Genomic DNA, 17,006 nt, shown 5'->3' with positions numbered 1-17,006 from the left:
GCCGCGGTGAGCGCGCATCAGGGCGCCGGGCGAACCGGCAGGGTGGCGGCCTGGCGGGCCGCCCGCAGCGCCGGCAGCCCGATGGCCGGGCTCGCGCGCCAGTGGGTCGCGCTGGCGGCTCCCCTGGCGCTCCTGTGCACGATCCTCGCGATCCAGCTGGCCAGTACGCACTGGACGATCCTGGAACTCACCGTGCTGGCCCCGCTGCTCGCCGCGACCCTGTCCGGGCCGGTGCTGACCGCCGCCTACGCCCTGCTGGCCATCTTCGGCAGCACCCTGGTGGGGGTCGTCGACGGCCTGTTCACCGTGCAGGGCGGCGGGCTGCCCGCCCAGATGGTCCGCCTGACCGGCATCCTGCTCGGCGGCGTGATGGCAGTCCTGGTCAGCAGGTACAACACTCGCCGCGAGACCAAGCTGCAGAACGTGACCAGAGTCGCCGAGGTGGCCCAGCGGGCCGTCCTGCCGCTGGCACCGACGGTCTCGGGGGATCTGCGCCTCGCGGTCCGGTACGAGAGTGCCGCCACCGACGCGATGGTCGGCGGTGATCTCTACGAGGTCGTCGACAGTCCGTGGGGAACCCGGCTGCTGGTCGGCGACGTGCGGGGGAAGGGCCTGGACGCGGTCCGGATCGCCAGTCACGTGCTCGGCTGTTTCCGGCTCGTGGCCAAGCACCGGGCCGGTCTCGTCTCCGTCCTCGCCGACCTGGACGAGGAGGTCGCCGACGTCAGCGGCCTGGACGACTTCGTCACCGCCGTCGCCGTGCAGATCCGCGACGGCCGGCTGGACATGGTCAACGCGGGCCACCCCGACCCGCTGCTGGTGCGCGCCGGCACCGCGCGGGCACTCGCCCCGCACGGCCGGAGCTCGCCACTCGGACTTCTCGCCGGCGACATCGACGTCACCTCGTTCACCCTCCAGGCCGGCGACCGCGTGCTGCTGTACACCGACGGCATCGCCGAGGCACGCCACAGTGAGTCGAGAGCCTTCTTCCCGCTGGCGTCAGCCGTGACGGAGACACTCAGTCAGGACCGTCCCCTCGGCGACTGCCTGGACGACCTCGTCCGCCGGGTGCAGCGGTGGACGAGGTCCGCTCTCGGCGACGACGTCGCGCTGCTCGCCGTCGAACTGCCCGCACCGGCGCCGCGCCACCGGCCAGCACCGGCGGCCCGGTCCGACCCGATCGCCGTCCGCGGATCAGGGCCGGACCCGGCCCCCCGACCGGCCGACCACACCCGAACCTGACACCGCACGGCGGCCTGACACCGCACCGCGGCCTGACACCAGCTGTCTCACACCGGTGGTCCGGCACCGGGCGTCGTCAGCGCTCGTCCACGGTGCCGTCGCAGCTGTAGACGAGGATCCGGTCGTCGTCGTTGTCGTCCGTGTGGCTGATCCTCATCGAGCTGGCGCGCACCCAGCCATAGCTCTCGGTGCCGTCGAGCCGCGCCCACCACCAGACGTCGTCCGACTTGGCGACGACGCTGCACCACAGCCAGAACTTCCGCCCGCGGACGTAGGCCGCGCTGCTGTCGCAGCTGTCGTCGGGGCCGTCCCGCAGCTCCGCAATGCCGGTCAGGACGCCGGTTCCGTCGCTGTTCGCCCGGGTCGCCGGCCTCGCCGGGCAGCCCAGCTGCTGGACGGGGCGAGCGGGCGTGCCGGTCGCCCGGTCCTGGCCGTCGGCGGCGGGACTGCCGCTGGCCGGGCCGGGGCCCGTCGCGCCATCGGAGTCGGAGTCGTCGGACGAGTCGGACGCGGACGGGGCGGGTCTCGGTGCGGTGCTGGGTACCGCCTCGCGGCCGCCGCCGCCCGCCACGCCGTTGCCGCGCGACGGCGTGATCACGAGTGCCACCGGCTCGCCGCCGCCCACGGGCTTCGACAGCAGCCAGAAGAACACCGCGCCGACGATGACCAGTACGGTCAACAGGACGGTCACGAACCGGCGCCGACGCCGGCGCCCGCGAGTGCGGCGCGGGTGCGGCGGCGGCTCGGCGGGCCCGCCGGCGGCGGCCTCGCTACCGGCGGATGTCGACGGAACGCCGACGGCTGCGACAGCGTCGGCGGGCCGGTCGCTGCCGTCCGGTGGTTCCGCCGCGGCGGAACCACCGCCTGCCGCCGTTGCCGGGCCGGCAGGCGCGGGTGGGTCACCCGCGGCGTGCGCTCCACCCACAGCTGGTGGGGCCCCCGGGGCGCCGCCCTCGTACGAACGACCATCACCGTCGGAGTGGCGTGCAGCGCCCGGCTGGCCTGCGCCTGTACCCGGGCTACCGACGCCTGCCAGACCACCGCCTGCGGGGCCGCCCGCGCCTGCTCCTGCACCGGCAGCCGCGAGTGCCTCGACGGCGGCGGCGATGTCGGTCGGTGCCCCGGCCGCGGCCTCCAGCGCGCGGGGAGTCGGCGGCGCGCACAGCGCCCGGGGAACCCGCCCGGCGGTGAGCGCCCGGGGTGCGCCGGCCGTGCTGAGTGCCCGAGGGGCCTGGTGGGCCTGGTGGGCCTGGTGGGGCGGCAGAGCCTGGTGGGCCGCGTGTGCCCATGGTGCTGACTGGGCCGGTGCTGCCGGTGCTGCCGGTGCTGCCGGTGCTGCCGGCAGCCCGGGCGCACCGGCGCTGACGGGCGCGCCAGGACCGCTGGGAGTGCTGGGCGGGCGGTGCGGGAACGGCGCGGACGACGGGTGCGGTGCCGCGATCGCGTCGGTCTCGCTGGGGAAAGGAGTGCCGAGGGCGTCCATCGCGTCCGGTGCGCCGGTCGGCGCGGACTGGAACGTCGATGGCGGCACCGGCATCAGCGTCGTCGTCGGAGAGGGCACGGTGGAGATCCGGTAGCGGGTCACCTCGGCCGCCACCGTCGGCGGCAGCCACCCGCCCCCTGTGGAGAGGAACAGGTCGTCGGTGATCGCGGACCGGCACAGATCGATGACCTGCGTGGACGTCGGGCGCTCCGCGGGATCCTTGGCCAGGCACCGGGCGAGCACCTCCCGGACGTTCTCCGGGCAGTGATCCCAGTCGGGCTGCTGGTGCTCGATGCGGTGGAACACCGCGGCGTCGGAACCGAACGGCGGCCGTCCGGTCAGTGCGTAATAGGCGGTCGAGCCGAGCGCGAACACGTCACCCGCCGCGTCGATCTGCTTTCCGCGGACCTGTTCCGGTGACATGAATGCGGGTGTTCCTATGCGTACACCCGTTTGGGTCATTGCCGCGGTTGATGTTTCGATCGCACGCGCCACACCGAAATCAATGACTCGTGGTCCGTCGTCGGCGAGGATGACGTTGCCGGGTTTCAGGTCACGGTGGATCACGCCCGCGCTGTGGATGGACTGCAGCGCCTCGGCGACGCCCGCGATCAACATGAGGACGGTCGCCGACGGCAGGGCGCCCTGGCGGACGACGGCGACCGCGAGCGAGGGCGCCGCGACGTAGGCGGTGGCTATCCACGGGCGCAGGGCCTCGGGATCCGCGTCGATGACCGGCACGGTGTAAGGCCCCTGGACCCGCCGGGCGATCGCCACCTCCTTGGCGAACCGGCTGCGGAAATCGGGGTCGGTGGCGAGCTCCGGGCGGGCGACCTTGAGCGCGATGGGACGCCCGCCGGGGGTGTACGAGAGGTACACCGCACCCATGCCACCCTCGCCGATCCGGGCCCGCAGCAGATATCGGCTCACACTGTGCGGATCATGCGGTGTCAGCGGAGTAAACACCGCATCGCGCACGGGCTCGATCCGACCGGCGGGCGCTGCCGGCTCGCCTGGACCTACCCCGACCGCGCTTGGCGGTGTGTTGTTCATCGTCCCCCTCCCGGGGCCGCGCCCAAATCGAATGACCACGTCCTGGAGAACGAGCGTGTCATCGCAAATGGGATTAAGGCAGTCATCGCATCTTATGGGCGTGTACCAGCGCATCCGCCTGTTCGTGCGGGTGGCGTACCTCCGGTTGCCAGCTGCTCCCGGACCGCCGCTCCGGCTGCGCGGGGGATCGTCGGACGTTCGCGGGCGGCTGCGCCCGGGCCTGTCACCTGCGCCGGACGGGCAGTGTCGGGCAGTGGACAGGCAGAGCCGTCCGTGCTGGTCCGGACCCTGGCGGGATGCCCGTGCGCCGTCCGGGCGAGGCGCCCGTCGCCCCGACGGGCCGCCCGGATGGGTGAGCGCGGGCCGCAGGGCCCGAGCTGGCGCCGGCCTTCCGGCCCTGGCGTCAGGACCGCTGATGTGACCGCCGCTACGGTCGGGAAGCGGGCGGCCACGGTGGCGATCAGACGACGGCCGGCGCATCGTGACCCGGCGGCGGCGGTGACCCACCTGCGGGCTCGGCACCGGGCTCGACACCGGGCTTGACGCCCGACTCGACACCGGTCTCCAGCAGGGACGATGCGGGGCTGTTCCTGATTTCCGGGTGCCGGTCGGCCCGGCGGACTCCCGCGGTCCGCGGGCTGTGAATAGTGCGTCGTAGTGCGTCCGGTCGTCAGTCCGGCCTGATCGCAGTGAGCGCAGGCGGCCGGCCCCGTTTGGCGGTGGGCCCGGCGTGCCCATCTGTGGGCGACTGGAACAGGGCTGGCACCATGCGTGGCTGAAGTCTCCGCACCGCGCCGTGAGCCGGCGTCCAGGACGATCGTAGGGTGGACCTATGGCAGCGCACTTTGATCTCGTTGTCCTTGGTGGAGGTCCGGGCGGCTACGTCGCGGCGATCCGCGCGGCCCAGCTCGGGATGTCGGTCGCCGTCGTCGAGGAGAAGTACTGGGGCGGGGTCTGCCTCAACGTCGGCTGCATCCCCTCCAAGGCGCTGCTGCGCAACGCCGAGCTCGCCCATCTGTTCGCGCACGAGGCCAAGACCTTCGGCATCTCCGGTGACGTGAGTTTCGACTTCGGCGCCGCCTTCGACCGCAGCCGCCAGGTGGCGGACGGCCGGGTCAAGGGTGTGCACTTCCTGATGAAGAAGAACAAGATCACGGAATACACGGGCCGCGGCACCTTCCGTGACCCGAACACCCTGGACGTGGCGCTCTCCGACGGCGGCAGCGACCAGGTGACGTTCGACAGCGTGATCATCGCGACCGGCTCGCGGGTGCGGCTGCTGCCCGGTGTCGAGCTCTCGGACAACGTCGTCACCTACGAGACCCAGATCCTCACCCGCGACCTGCCGCGCTCGATGGCGATCGTCGGGGCCGGGGCCATCGGTATGGAGTTCGCGTACGTCCTGCGCAACTACGGTGTCGACGTCACGATCATCGAGTTCCTCGACCGCCCGCTGCCGAACGAGGACGCCGACGTCTCCAAGGAGATCCTCCGCCAGTACAAGAAGCTGGGCGTCCCGATCCTGACCTCGACCAAGGTCGAGACGGTGACCGACGGCGGCTCCTCGGTGACCGTCGAGTACACCGGCAAGGACGGCGCGCACGGCTCGCTGCAGGTCGACAAGGTCCTGATGTCCATCGGGTTCGCGCCGAACGTCGAGAACTTCGGCCTGGAGAACACCGGCGTCGCTCTCACCGACCGCGGCGCGATCGCGATCGACGACTACATGCGCACCAACGTCGAGCACATCTATGCGATCGGCGACGTCACGGCGAAGCTGATGCTGGCGCATGTCGCCGAGGCCCAGGGCGTCGTCGCCGCCGAGGCCATCGCCGGTGCGGAGACGAAGACGCTCGGCGACTACCGGATGATGCCCCGGGCCACGTTCTGCCAGCCGCAGGTCGCCAGCTTCGGCCTGACCGAGGCGCAGGCCCGCGAGGAGGGCCACGACATCAAGGTCGCCAAATTCCCCTTCACCGCGAACGGGAAGGCGCACGGCCTCGGCGACCCGAACGGCTTCGTCAAGCTCATCTCCGACACGAAGTACGGGGAGCTGCTCGGCGGCCACCTGATCGGCCCGGACGTCTCCGAGCTCCTGCCCGAGCTGACTCTCGCACAGAAGTGGGACCTCACCGCGTTCGAGCTCGCTCGCAACGTGCACACCCACCCGACCCTCAGCGAGGGCCTGCAGGAGGCGATCCACGGCCTCGCCGGCCACATGATCAACCTTTGAGGTGACCCGCCTCCAGGACGCCACCGGGGCCAGACGCTAGGCGCTGGCCCCGGTCTCGTCGGTCCCCTTGGTCCCCCCGGTGCTCCCCTTGTCCGCGGACCTCGCCAGCGCCAGCGTGTGCACGACCAGATCCCGCAGCACCTGCCCGGTCGAGGCCGAATCCCGGGCGTCACAGGTGACGAGGGGGACCTCCGCGCGCAGGCCGAGAGCCTCCCGGACAGCGCCGACGTCGTGCCACAGCTTCCCCTCGAAGCGGTTGACGGCGACGATGAACGGCACCGTCGAGTCGTGCTCGAAGTAGTTCAGCGCGGTGAACGACTGCTCGAGCCGCCGGCTGTCGACGAGGACGATGGCGCCCAGCGCACCGCGTGACAGGTCGTCCCAGAGGAACCAGAAGCGCGGCTGCCCCGGGGTGCCGAAAAGATAGAGGATGAGATCCGGGTACAGGGAGATGCGGCCGAAGTCCATGGTCACGGTGGTCGTGTGCTTCGTCTCGCTCAGCGTGAGGTCGTCGATGCCCTCGCCGGCCTCCGTCAGCCACGCCTCGGTGTTCAGCGGCGGGATCTCCGACACCGACCGCACCAGCGTCGTCTTGCCCACCCCGAACCCGCCCGCGATGACGATTTTCGCGGAGATCGCGGGCGGAGAGTCGCCGGCGGTGGCCGTCGGAGCGTCCTGACCGGTGGAGCCGGCCACGGCCGCCGCGCTGCCGTGTGGAGGGAATCCGTTCACGGGCGTCCGCCCAGGCGCCGGATCCCGCGGCCCTCAGACCGGGAGCTCACGCAGGCCACTGAGAATCCTCTCCAGAACAGTGCGGTCGTGGTGGTAGGTGTGGGCTGTGGGATGCAGCAGCACGGCCCCCTGCGCGGCGAGATCGCTGATGAGCACTCGGACCACTCCGAGCGGAATGGCGAGCATCGCGGACAGTTCGGCTATCGACAGTTGTGACCGTGCGCGCTCGTAGAGCGCCCGGGACTCCGGCATCAGCGTTTCGCTGAGCGTCGGGTCGTAGCGCGGAACGGAGACCATGGTTTCCATCAGGAGGTGGTGCCGGGCCCTCGTCCGCCCGCCGGTGAGGGCGTACGGCCGGATCCGCCTGCTGCGCGGGCCCGGTTTCTCCGGTTTCTCCTGCCCTTCCTGGCTCTCCCGCTTCTCCGGTGAGCTCTGCGCGGCGTCTTCGGACATGCTCATCTGTCTCACGTTCCTGGTTCGTCGCGCCCGGTGTGGTCCGCGGGGGTCTGACGCGCCGCGTCGCCGCATCCGCTCAGCTCAGGCCGGGTAGCTGCGGGCCGACCAGCACGCGGCGCAGGTCCGCGCGGCGGTCCGGAGTGAGGGCGTGGCCGGCGTGCAGGACGAACTGGGTCATCTCGTAGGCGACGACCTTCATGTCGCAGTCCGGCCCGGTCAGCACCGCGAGACCGGCCCCGTCGTTGATGCCCATGAACAGGAAGTAGCCCTTGGACATGCGCACGATGATCTGTTCACAGCTCCCCTTGGAGAACAGCTGCGCGCTGTTGCGGGCAAGACTGATCATCGCGCTCGCGATCGCGGCGAGCTGGTCACGCTCGGCCGACGAGACGCCGTCGGACGCCGCCAGCGACAGCCCGTCGGCGGAGAGGATCAGGGCGTGGGAGACGCCATGGACCTTGCCCACGAAGTCATTGATCAGCCAGCGGAAGTCGAAGTCCGCGGGGCGATGGCTCTGATCCGTCACTGATTTCCTAGTCCCCTCGCTGGTGCCGGTGGGCAGTCTGTTCGCCTTCGGTGAAGGCATTGAGGTCCGCGAGCAGCCTTGCGTGGTCGGCGGCCTGATCCTCGTCCGGGGCCGTCGGCTGCGTCCGATGACCGTTCAGTCCGTTGCTGCCGGGACCGTCGGGACCGGGAGCAGCTGTGTCGTGACCGGCTGAGCCGGTGGGCGCCGACGCCGGCGCATCGACGTCCTCGGCGCTGACCGGACCCGGCACTGTGGTCTCGTCGCCCGCGCCATCCGCAGCCACGCCACTCGCGGCCGTGTCAGCCGTGTCAGCCGTGTGGGTCGGTGGCTTGGTTTCGCCCGCGTCCGGGCTGGGCGTGCCGGCCGTCGTGGGGCTGCCCGCGTTTCCGGGCGGGCCGGAGGGCTGGTCGGTGGCCGCGGTCCGCAGGCTGCGGGAGACCCGGCGGGGGAGGCCCGTCGACGTTGTCCCGCTCGTCAGCGCCTCCGTGGACGGGGGCCCGGAGAGCAGGCCGCTCCGTTGGGCCGCATCCGGAGTGGTGTCGGCGGGCGGAATGGTGTCGGCGGGCGGAGCGCCTGGACCGCCGAACAGCGAGCCCGGTGACCGTCCCGTGGTGCTGTGGGTGGCGTGATCGACGGCCGCGGAGCGGCTGAGGGCCGACAGCCGGAAAGCGCCGTTGTGCGGACCGCCGTTGTGCGGACCGGAGCCCGGCCCCGCGGCGGAACCGGTGCCCGCCGCCTGGGCCGCCGCGGACTCGCCGGTGCCCCCGGTCGGGTCGTTCCGGGCAGCGCTGCCCCGCACCGGGAATCCCCTGCCCGCGGCACCCGCGGGGCGGGGCTGCACCGTCTGGGCTCCCGACCAGTTGCCCTCGGGCAGCTCGCAGATCAGGCCGGGCGGGATCAGTACCGAGGCGGTCGTGCCGTGTGGCTGGCGGGTGTCCAGCCATGTCCGCAGGCCGTGCCGGATCGCCAGTCGGTGGACAACAGCGAGACCCATGTGGCGGACGGCATCATCGTCCAGGACCGGCTCGCCGGCCAGTCGCTCGTTGATCTGCGCGAGCCGCTCCGGCGGGAAACCGATGCCGTCGTCCTCGACGCGCAGCAGCGCGCTGCCGGTCTCCGTCAGGTGGACGCCGACCCGCACCGGCGCGGTGGGCGGCGATGACCTGGTCGCGTTGTCCAGCAGTTCGGACAGGACGCGCCCGACGTCCTCGGCTGCGAACCCGATGACACCGAGCGAGACCACCCTGCCGATCACCACCCGCGAGTAGTGGTCGATGGACGACATCGCCGCACGGACGACGTCGACGAGCGCGGTGCTGTCGGCAGTGCCCCCGCTGGCATCGTGGCCCGCGAGGACGCGCAGGTTCTCGGCGTTGCGGCGCAGCCGCGCCGCGAGGTGGTCGAGACGGTACAGCTCGGCGAGGCGGTCGGCGTCCTCCTCCTTCGCCTCCATCTCCTCGAGCTGGGAGAGCAGCAGGTCGACGAGATTCAGATCGCGCAGCGCGATGTCCGCGCAGATCGCGGCGAGCGCGTCGGAGCCGCTGCCCGCCGCGCTCTGGGCCGCACCGCCGCGGACCGCGGCGGCCGCGGCGCCGGTCCCCTCCCGGTGCGACCTTGCCGTGCGCGGGATCCGTCCCGCGGGCGCCGTCGGTGTGCCCGGCCGCGCGGGCGCGGGCGATGACGGCCCGCGCTGCGATGCGCCGGCGGCGGGAACCCCCGGCCGGGTGCGGGCCCTGGCAGACGGCGAGGCCGGCCGGTCGCCAGGGCCGCTGCTGGTGCCGTCGCTGACGCCGCCGCTGCCGTCACCGGCCGGTTCGGACGCCTGATCGCGTAACTCGACCCCGGCGCCGGGCGGCGGGGACGCACTGTCGCGGGAGGCTCCCAGGAGCGAGCGTGATCGGTTGAGCAGATCTCGTGCTCGCGGCGTCATCGCGTCCCACTTGCTCTCGTCGGGTATGGGACTCTCCTGACACCGGTAGCCCCGCTGGGGAGCTATGCAACCAGAAGCACTGGTTTGTGTTCAACCGCGACTTTCTCGATCATCTGGCTACGGACCTCCGGCGGAACGAGCTGTTTCCCGTTTGATTGGCCCCGGCGGCGTGACGGGCATGAGCCGGGCCGGTTCCCGTGCTGGCGAAGCGGGTTCGGATCGTTGTCCTTGCTACTCCGGAACAAATTTGGGACAAGTTGTCGCCGGTTTCTGTACATCTGCTCGAGCCTGGGATATCAGGATCCTGCCTGTGTCGGTCGACTGGCTGGCCGTGTTGTCTGTTTCCGTGGTCAGCTGGTCCGTGTGCGTGGGTCGCCGCCGGCCGGCCCTTCGTCGCACATATCGCGCCCGACGGGCGCCAGGTCCTGCACGGGCCGCTCGTGCCGTGGGTGCCGCCCTGGGCTCCGGCGGTATGAGCTGGGCGTCCGCCTGGTTGCTCGGGTCAGGGTGAGATGGGCCCTCGCGGGTCGTCGTCCCACGGCGGAACCGTGCCGCGGCCGCCCGGAGCGAGCCGGAGGCGGCTGGACTGCAGATGCGGCGGGCGGGGCTGGCCGCGGGTGGTCAGCGGCTCGTGATCTCGAAGGTCGCCCGGCGGGCACCAGTGACGCCGAGTGGCCGCCGGACGCCGGGAATTCGCAGACTTATGGCGGCGGCGAGACCGTAGTGGCCGGCAGGCAGCCCGGGGCTCGCCAGATGAATCGTGACGGATGACGCGAGAACGGCCCCCTGGGAGCGCAGCGGCGGGTGTTGTCGAACCGGCGCTCCCGTGTCGACGGATTCGACGGCGATACCGTCGTCGAATCCGTTCCCGTTCCCGTTTCCGTATGCTCCGGGGAGATCGACGGGATCGACTCGAGCCACCGCGGAATAGTCAAGTGATCCCCAGGGTGGAAGGGTCTGGTCGTCGACGCGCAGCGCCAGCCAGATGTCAGAAGGCGACCCCGCGCGCGGTGCGGCCGGCTCGACGCGCGCGGGGAGGTGGGCTCCGCCCGGCACGGGTCCGGTGCCGCTGCCCGCGCGGTCGGCCTGCGGGCCATGGCGGACACCCGGCGTGACATGTGTGAGGTGGGCCTCGATGAACGTCGTGAGATTCGCCGGTGCCCACGACGGCCAGCGTGCCTCGATACCCCCGCGGGAGTGTCGGACGCTGGTACTGCGCACCGCTGTTCCCTCCAGGAGCAGCCGCACGACAAAGCTTTCCTCGTGCTGAAGGTCCGGGTGCTGCTGGAGCGCGACCCCTGCCGGGAGGACGCGCACCGCCGCCTCATGCGGTCCTACAGCCGCCAGGGCCAGCCGCACCTCGCCCTGCTGCAGTTCCGCACCTGCGCCGACTTCCTGGCCCGGGAGCTGCGGGTGGGCCCGGCACCGGCGACGGCCCGCCTACACGAGAAGGTCCGCCGCCACGAGCCGATCTGAGCCGCTCCGCCCGGTTCGGGTCATTCCCCAGGCGGCGGTTCCTCCTCCGTGCACAGGCGCAGGATCTCGTCGCCGTACTTGGTGAGTTTGTTCTCGCCGACGCCGTTCACGGTCGCGAGGTCGGCGAGGGATGCCGGCGCTACTGTGGCGATCTCCCGCAGGGTCGCGTCGTGGAAGATGATGTAGGCGGGGATGCTCTGTTCCTTGGCGGTGGCGGCCCGCCAGGCCCGGAGCCGCTCGAACAGCGGCATCGCGTGCTCGGGCAGCTCGACCGGTGCCGCCGCGCGGCGGTTCTTCGCCGTCGCCGCGGCCTTCGCGGGGCGCTGGGGTTCCCGGCGCATCGACACGGTGCGCTCCTTGCGCAGGACCTCCCCGCTCGCGTCGGTGAGCAGCAGGGTGCCGTGATCGCCCTCGACCGTCAGCAGCCCCTGGGCGAGGAGCTGACGGACGACGCCCCGCCATTCGGCCTCGGCGAGCTCGGTGCCGATGCCGAACACGGTCAGGGTGTCGTGCCCGTGCTGGCTGACCTTGGGGGTGCGCTTGCCGAGCAGGATGTCGATCACATGGCCGGCGCCGAACTTCTGCCGCCGCTCGCGATGCAGGCGCAACACGGCGGAGAGCACCTTCTGCGCGGGGACGGTCGCGTCCCACGACTGCTGGGGTTCCAGGCAGGTGTCACAGTTCCCGCAGGGCGCCGACCGCGGCTGTCCGAAGTAGGCCAGCAGCCCGACCCGGCGGCACTCCACGGTCTCGCACAGCGCGAACATCGCGTCGAGGTGGTGGCCGAGCCGCCGGCGGTGTGCCGCGTCGCCCTCGGAGGTGTCGATGAGCCGCCGGAGCTGGACGACGTCCTGCAGGCCGTAGGCGAGCCAGGCGGTGGAGCGCAGCCCGTCCCGCCCCGCGCGGCCCGTCTCCTGGTAGTAGCCCTCCACCGACTTGGGCAGGTCGAGATGGGCGACGAACCGGACGTCGGGCTTGTCGATCCCCATCCCGAACGCGATGGTCGCGACCATGACCAGGCCGTCCTCCCGCAGGAAGCGGGCCTGGTGCTCGGCGCGGACCCGGGCGTCGAGACCGGCGTGGTACGGCAGGGCCGCGATGCCGTTGGTGGCCAGGAAGTCCGCGATCTTCTCGACCGAGGCGCGGGACAGGCAGTAGACGATGCCCGCGTCGCCGGCATGCTCGGTGCGCAGGAACTCGAGGAGCTGGGCCTTCGGCTCCTTCTTCGGCACCATGCGGTACTGGATGTTCGGCCGGTCGAAGTCGGCGACGACATGGCGGGCGTTCTCGAGCCCGAGCCGGGCCGTGATCTCCTTGTGGGTCGCCGGGGTGGCGGTGGCGGTCAGCGCGATCCGCGGTACCTGCGGCCAGTGCTGGCCCAGCTCGGACAGCAGCAGGTAGTCGGGGCGGAAGTCGTGGCCCCACTGGGCGACACAGTGCGCCTCGTCGATCGCGAAGAGCGCGATCTCGCCGCGGTCGAGCAGCTCCACGGTCGACCGCAGCCGCAGCCGTTCGGGCGCCAGGTAGAGCAGGTCGAGCTCGCCCGCGACGAACGCGGCCTCCACGTCGCGACGAGCGCTGTCGTCCTGGGTGGAGTTGAGGAAGCCCGCCTGGACGCCGAGCGCGCGCAGCGCCTCCACCTGGTCCTGCATCAGGGCGATGAGAGGCGACACGACGACACCGGTGCCGGGCCGGACCAGCGCGGGGATCTGGTAGCAGAGCGACTTGCCGCCGCCCGTCGGCATCAGGACCAGCGCGTCGCCTCCCGCGACGACGTGCTCGATGATCTCCTGCTGGCCGCCGCGGAACGACTCGTAGCCGAAGACGCGGCGCAGCACGTCGGTGGCGTCACGCGGGGCGCGCACGGAAGGCAAGGTCACCGGGCCACTGTAGAAGGCGCCTCCCCGGCGGTGGCGAGCCGACCGGTGCCTGTGGACAACGCGTCCTCGATGGGATGGCAGGCGCGTACCACCGGCGCCGCCACCTCCTCGCAGCGCGTCAGTGCCGCTGCCGGCTCCTACGACCAGCCGGTCCGGATCCGCAGCCAGTCGAGTGCGGCTCGCCCCTGGGCGGCCTGGAACGGCCGCAGCGTCGGAAGCCCGGGCGGGGCGGGCTGGCGCGACTGCCGCACGAAGAACCCGACCAGGGCTGCGATGGTCGCGGTCACCGCGTCCGCGTCCGCGCCGCGTGCCACCGGATGGGCATCGAAGACGTCCTCGGGGGCGGGACCGCCCTGCATCCGGACACTCGGCAGCATCGCGAGCAGGTCGAACCACGGCGCCGCGACACACGCCCATGGCCAGTCGACCACCACGACCCGGTCCGGGGTGAGCAGGAGGTTGTCGGCACGCAGGTCGGCGTGGACGAGACTGTCTCCGGTGGCCGCGTCCGCCCACCTGGTCTCAAGATCCGCGAGGGCGTCCAGGTGCCGACAGGCCCACGGGTCCAGAGCGTCAGGATCGTTGTCTCCGATGATGGTGTCCGGTGCCCGCTCAGCCGGCGGCGAGCCAGCGGCGAGGCGGCGCCATCCGCGGAACTCCTCGCCGAACCGCTCGACGACCGTGGGGGCGTCGAGCGGCGACGGTGTCAGTACCGCGGAGAGGTCGGCGAGGGCGGCCAGGACCCGGTCGAGCTGGTCCTTCTTCCAGGGCAGGTCGGGCGGCGCTCCGTCGACGTCCTCGAACACCAGGACCACCCAGCCGTGGGCTTCGAACGTCGCGATCAGGCGCGGCGCGGGCGCGGCCAGCGGCAGTCGCGCCGCGATCCTCCCCTCGGCTCGGTGGAGGACAGGCGAATCGGGGTTGGGCAGCGGCCCCACAGCCTTGGCGAACACCCGTCTGCCGTCGGCGAGCCGCAGCCTGGCGGCGACGCCGGGGGAGAAACCACCGGTCTGGGTGGTCGCCTCGGCCACCGGGGCGCCCAGGTGGGACTGGACCGTGCGAGCCAGCTCTGTCGGCACGCTCGACCAGGGCAGCCGCATGCCGATGGCGGGTGGCGCCGGCGCCGGGTGGGCGGCGACCCAGGCCGCGGCGACGGGAGACAGCTCGGGACGGGTGCTGCCGGGCGGATTCCAGATCAGCCCGCGGCGGGCCAGCGGCCGGGCGGCCACGGTGATGTTCTCGTCGCCGATGGTGTAACGGTCCGAGATCCGTCCGCTGCGCCACCGGTACTCCACGCGGCGTGCCGCCACCGCCCGCAGCACCTGCGCCTCTCCCGGACTGATCCTGATCTCCGCCACCGCCGACCTCCTCCCGCCATTGTCCCCGGTGGCGCGGCGCGCGGTGTCCCCTTGCGCGGCGCTGCGCGCGGTGCCCACCGGGCTGGCTGCTGTTCAGGCGGACGAGCGGACCACCAGCTCGGTCGGCAGGACCACGGCGACCGGCTCACCCGGGCCGTCGCCGATGCGGCGCAGCAGCAGGCGGACCATCTCCTGGCCGAGGCGCTCCACCGGCTGGCGGATGGTCGTGAGCGGCGGATCGGTGTAGGCGGCGGGGGCCGCGTCGTCGAAGCCGATCACGGCGACCTCCTCGGGGACCCGCCGCCCCGCGGCGCGCAGGGCGCGCAGGGCGCCGAGGGCCATCAGGTCGGAGGCTGCGAACAGGGCGTCCAGGGCGGGGTGTTCGGCGAGCAGCCGGGCCGCGGCCGCCCGGCCACCTGCCTCGGTGAAGTCACCGGCCGCGATCCGGGTGGCGGCGTCGGGCAGGCCGGCCTCCAGCACCGCCTCGGTGTAGCCGCGGAGCCGGTCGACGCCGACGCTCATGTCCAGCGGGCCGGCGATGGTCGCGAGCCTGCGCCGCCCGGTCGCCACCAGATGGCGGACCGCCAGCCCGGCCCCGCCGACGTTGTCGGCGTCGACGGAGTCGACCACCTCCCCGGTGAGCAGCCGCCCGGCCATCACCAGCGGCACGCCCGCCTTGGAGACCGAGGTGGCGAGCGTGTCGTCGCCGTGCAGCGAGAGGAGGAGCACGCCGTCGACGTGGCCGTTGCCGACGTAGCGCAGCGCGCGGTCGCGCTGCTGGTCACCCTGCACCTGGAGCAGGACGAGCTGGAGCTGGGTGAGGCTGAGGGCCTGGTTCGCGCCGCGCAGCACACTGGCGAAGAACGGGTCGGCGAAGACGGTGTCCGGCCGCTCGTGCGCGATCAGTGCGATGGTGTCGGTGCGCCGGGTGACCAGGCTGCGGGCGGCCCGGTTCGGGACGTAGCCGAGCGCGGTGATCGCCGCGGTGACCGCCTCGCGGGCTTCGGGAGAGACCCGCTCGGAGTCGTTCACCACCCGGGAGACGGTCGCCCGCGACACCCCGGCGAGCTCGGCGACGGCTTCCAGCGTCGGCGCCCGCCGCTGCGCTGCGGACGGACCCTCGTCGCCGCTCATGACTTTCCGCTTGCCTCACGGCCGAGGAGCCCGGTGTGCCCGTCGCGTTCGCTGCCTGCACTGCGCCCGGTACCGGCACTGCCCGCGCGGTGCTGGCCGATCAGCCGCGAGTACCACAGCCCGCTGGATTTCGGCGTCCGCACAAGGGTGTCGAAGTCGACGTGCACGACCCCGAACCTCATCCGGTACCCCTCCGCCCATTCGTAGTTGTCGAGCAGCGACCAGACGAAGTATCCCCGAACATCAACACCTTCCTCGGACGCCTGCCGCACGACGTCCAGGTGTTCGGTGAGGTACCGCAGCCGAAGCGGGTCGTGGACGGTGCCGTCCGCGGCGACCTCGTCGTCGTAGGCCGCCCCGTTCTCGTGGATGTAGAGAGGGACGCCCGGGTGGTCGGCGCCGAGCCGTCGCAGGAGGCGCAGGAAGCTGGCGGGCCGGACGGGCCAGCCGAGCGCGGTGACGTCGCGGGTTGTCTCGACCCGGGTCACGCCGTCCGCGCCAGCGAACGGGGTCGGCGCCGGGTCGGGGTCCGGGCCCGGCGCGACGAGGTGCGGGGCGTAGTAGTTCACCCCGATCCAGTCCACCGGGGCGGCGATGAGGGCGAGGTCGCCGTCCCGGACCGGCAGCTCGGCACCGGCACGGGCGAAGTCGGCGATCACGTCGGACGGGTAGGAGCCGCGTAGGACCGGGTCCAGCCAGAGTCGGATCTGCTGCCCGTCCACCAGCCGGACGGCGTCCTCGGCGCCGTCGCCGACACCGGAGTCGGGCCCGGAGTCGGGCCCGGTCGTCCCGCCGTCGCCAGCTGAGGGCGGCTCGGCCGGGATGAGGTTGAGGGTCACTCCGACGTCGCCCACGCCGCGGGCGCGCAGCATCGCCGCACCGAGGCCGTGTGCCAGGAGCAGGTGGTGCACGCTGCGAACGGCTGCGCGCACGTCGCGCACACCGGGGGCGTGCCGCCCGGTCAGGTGGCCCTCGAACGCCGAGCACCACGGCTCGTTGAGCGTCGACCAGTGCCGGACCCGGTCACCGAGCGCGGTGACCACGTGCTCGGCGTAGTCGACGAAACGCAGCGCGGTGTCCCGGTTGGGCCAGCCGCCCGCGTCCTGCAGCGGCTGCGGGAGGTCCCAGTGGTACAGCGTCAGCCACGGGTCGATGCCGGCGGTGAGCAGCTCGTCGACCAGCCGGTCGTAGAAGGCCAGGCCACGCGGATTCACCGGCCCCGAACCGGACGGGACGACCCGCGGCCACGCGACGGAGAACCGGTAGGCGGTCAGACCCAGACGGGCCATGAGCGCGACGTCCTCGCGGTAGCGGTGGAAATGGTCGGCGGCGATGTCGCCGTTCTCGCCGTTCCAGGTCTTCCCCGGGGTGCGGGCGAAGACGTCCCAGATCGACGGCCCGCGTCCGTCCTCGTCGAAGGCGCCTTCGATCTGGTATGACGCCGTGGCGGCGCCCCAGACGAAGTCCGGCGGCAGACCGCCGGCTATCCGCGTCACGATCGGT

13 protein-coding genes are annotated in these 17,006 nt (G+C 72.4%); 3 read left to right on the top strand and 10 right to left on the bottom strand.

The window, feature by feature from the left end:
• The first annotated feature begins 6 nt into the window (after window positions 1-6).
• Entirely contained in the window at window positions 7-1,242 is a 1,236-nt protein-coding gene (locus AB1460_RS19720; protein WP_420497319.1) for a PP2C family protein-serine/threonine phosphatase, read from the top strand.
• 76 nt (window positions 1,243-1,318) lie between these two features.
• On the opposite strand, the gene AB1460_RS19715 is transcribed toward AB1460_RS19720, so the two are convergent.
• Window positions 1,319-3,655: a protein kinase domain-containing protein gene (locus AB1460_RS19715; RefSeq protein ID WP_368963131.1), complete on the bottom strand. Its 2,337-nt coding sequence runs from the start codon at window positions 3,653-3,655 to the stop codon at window positions 1,319-1,321.
• A gap of 955 nt (window positions 3,656-4,610) precedes the next feature.
• On the opposite strand from AB1460_RS19715, the gene lpdA reads away from it, so the two are divergent.
• A complete protein-coding gene (gene lpdA / locus AB1460_RS19710; RefSeq protein ID WP_368963130.1) occupies window positions 4,611-6,011 on the top strand; it encodes a dihydrolipoyl dehydrogenase in 1,401 nt (466 codons plus the stop codon).
• A gap of 36 nt (window positions 6,012-6,047) precedes the next feature.
• Here lpdA and AB1460_RS19705 read toward each other — a convergent pair whose 3' ends face one another.
• The 5 genes from AB1460_RS19705 to AB1460_RS19685 all read right to left on the bottom strand — a co-directional run bounded on the left by AB1460_RS19705 (window position 6,048) and on the right by AB1460_RS19685 (window position 10,903).
• On the bottom strand, window positions 6,048-6,707 hold the full coding sequence (locus tag AB1460_RS19705; RefSeq protein WP_368963142.1) for a GTP-binding protein: 660 nt from the start codon (window positions 6,705-6,707) through the stop codon (window positions 6,048-6,050).
• A 69-nt stretch (window positions 6,708-6,776) separates the two neighbouring features.
• Window positions 6,777-7,202 carry a DUF742 domain-containing protein gene (locus tag AB1460_RS19700; protein WP_368963129.1) on the bottom strand — a complete coding sequence of 142 codons (426 nt, stop codon included), beginning with the start codon at window positions 7,200-7,202 and terminating at the stop codon, window positions 6,777-6,779.
• A 73-nt stretch (window positions 7,203-7,275) separates the two neighbouring features.
• Window positions 7,276-7,725, bottom strand: a complete 450-nt coding sequence (locus AB1460_RS19695; RefSeq protein WP_368963127.1) for a roadblock/LC7 domain-containing protein — start codon at window positions 7,723-7,725, stop codon at window positions 7,276-7,278.
• 7 nt (window positions 7,726-7,732) lie between these two features.
• Window positions 7,733-9,655: an ATP-binding protein gene (locus tag AB1460_RS19690; RefSeq protein ID WP_368963125.1), complete on the bottom strand. Its 1,923-nt coding sequence runs from the start codon at window positions 9,653-9,655 to the stop codon at window positions 7,733-7,735.
• 621 nt (window positions 9,656-10,276) lie between these two features.
• Window positions 10,277-10,903 carry a hypothetical protein gene (locus tag AB1460_RS19685; protein WP_368963124.1) on the bottom strand — a complete coding sequence of 209 codons (627 nt, stop codon included), beginning with the start codon at window positions 10,901-10,903 and terminating at the stop codon, window positions 10,277-10,279.
• A 15-nt stretch (window positions 10,904-10,918) separates the two neighbouring features.
• On the opposite strand from AB1460_RS19685, the gene AB1460_RS19680 reads away from it, so the two are divergent.
• Entirely contained in the window at window positions 10,919-11,131 is a 213-nt protein-coding gene (locus tag AB1460_RS19680) for an AfsR/SARP family transcriptional regulator (protein ID WP_368963122.1), read from the top strand.
• A 20-nt stretch (window positions 11,132-11,151) separates the two neighbouring features.
• On the opposite strand, the gene recQ is transcribed toward AB1460_RS19680, so the two are convergent.
• From recQ to AB1460_RS19660, 4 genes are all read right to left on the bottom strand, one after another.
• Window positions 11,152-13,011, bottom strand: a complete 1,860-nt coding sequence (recQ, locus tag AB1460_RS19675) for a DNA helicase RecQ (protein WP_368963121.1) — start codon at window positions 13,009-13,011, stop codon at window positions 11,152-11,154.
• 137 nt (window positions 13,012-13,148) lie between these two features.
• Window positions 13,149-14,369: a phosphotransferase family protein gene (locus AB1460_RS19670; protein ID WP_368963119.1), complete on the bottom strand. Its 1,221-nt coding sequence runs from the start codon at window positions 14,367-14,369 to the stop codon at window positions 13,149-13,151.
• 93 nt (window positions 14,370-14,462) lie between these two features.
• Window positions 14,463-15,503 carry a LacI family DNA-binding transcriptional regulator gene (locus AB1460_RS19665; RefSeq protein WP_368963117.1) on the bottom strand — a complete coding sequence of 347 codons (1,041 nt, stop codon included), beginning with the start codon at window positions 15,501-15,503 and terminating at the stop codon, window positions 14,463-14,465.
• Window positions 15,500-16,999, bottom strand: a complete 1,500-nt coding sequence (locus tag AB1460_RS19660; protein WP_368963115.1) for a GH1 family beta-glucosidase — start codon at window positions 16,997-16,999, stop codon at window positions 15,500-15,502. The genes AB1460_RS19665 and AB1460_RS19660 overlap by 4 nt, the downstream gene beginning before the upstream one ends.
• Window positions 17,000-17,006: the final 7 nt, after the last annotated feature.

It is taken from the genome of Parafrankia sp. FMc2, from assembly GCF_041008525.1.
GTDB lineage: Bacteria > Actinomycetota > Actinomycetes > Frankiales > Frankiaceae > Parafrankia.
Note: the sequence above shows the minus strand (reverse complement) of the source record. Positions and strands in the feature narration are given on the sequence as shown.

Coding starts and splice junctions, on each gene's coding strand:
- lpdA (WP_368963130.1), top strand. CDS start 4,611: ATGGCAGCGCACTTTGATCTCGTTGTCCTTGGTGGAGGTCCGGGCGGC.
- AB1460_RS19700 (WP_368963129.1), bottom strand. CDS start 7,202: ATGAGCATGTCCGAAGACGCCGCGCAGAGCTCACCGGAGAAGCGGGAG.
- AB1460_RS19690 (WP_368963125.1), bottom strand. CDS start 9,655: ATGACGCCGCGAGCACGAGATCTGCTCAACCGATCACGCTCGCTCCTG.
- AB1460_RS19665 (WP_368963117.1), bottom strand. CDS start 15,503: ATGAGCGGCGACGAGGGTCCGTCCGCAGCGCAGCGGCGGGCGCCGACG.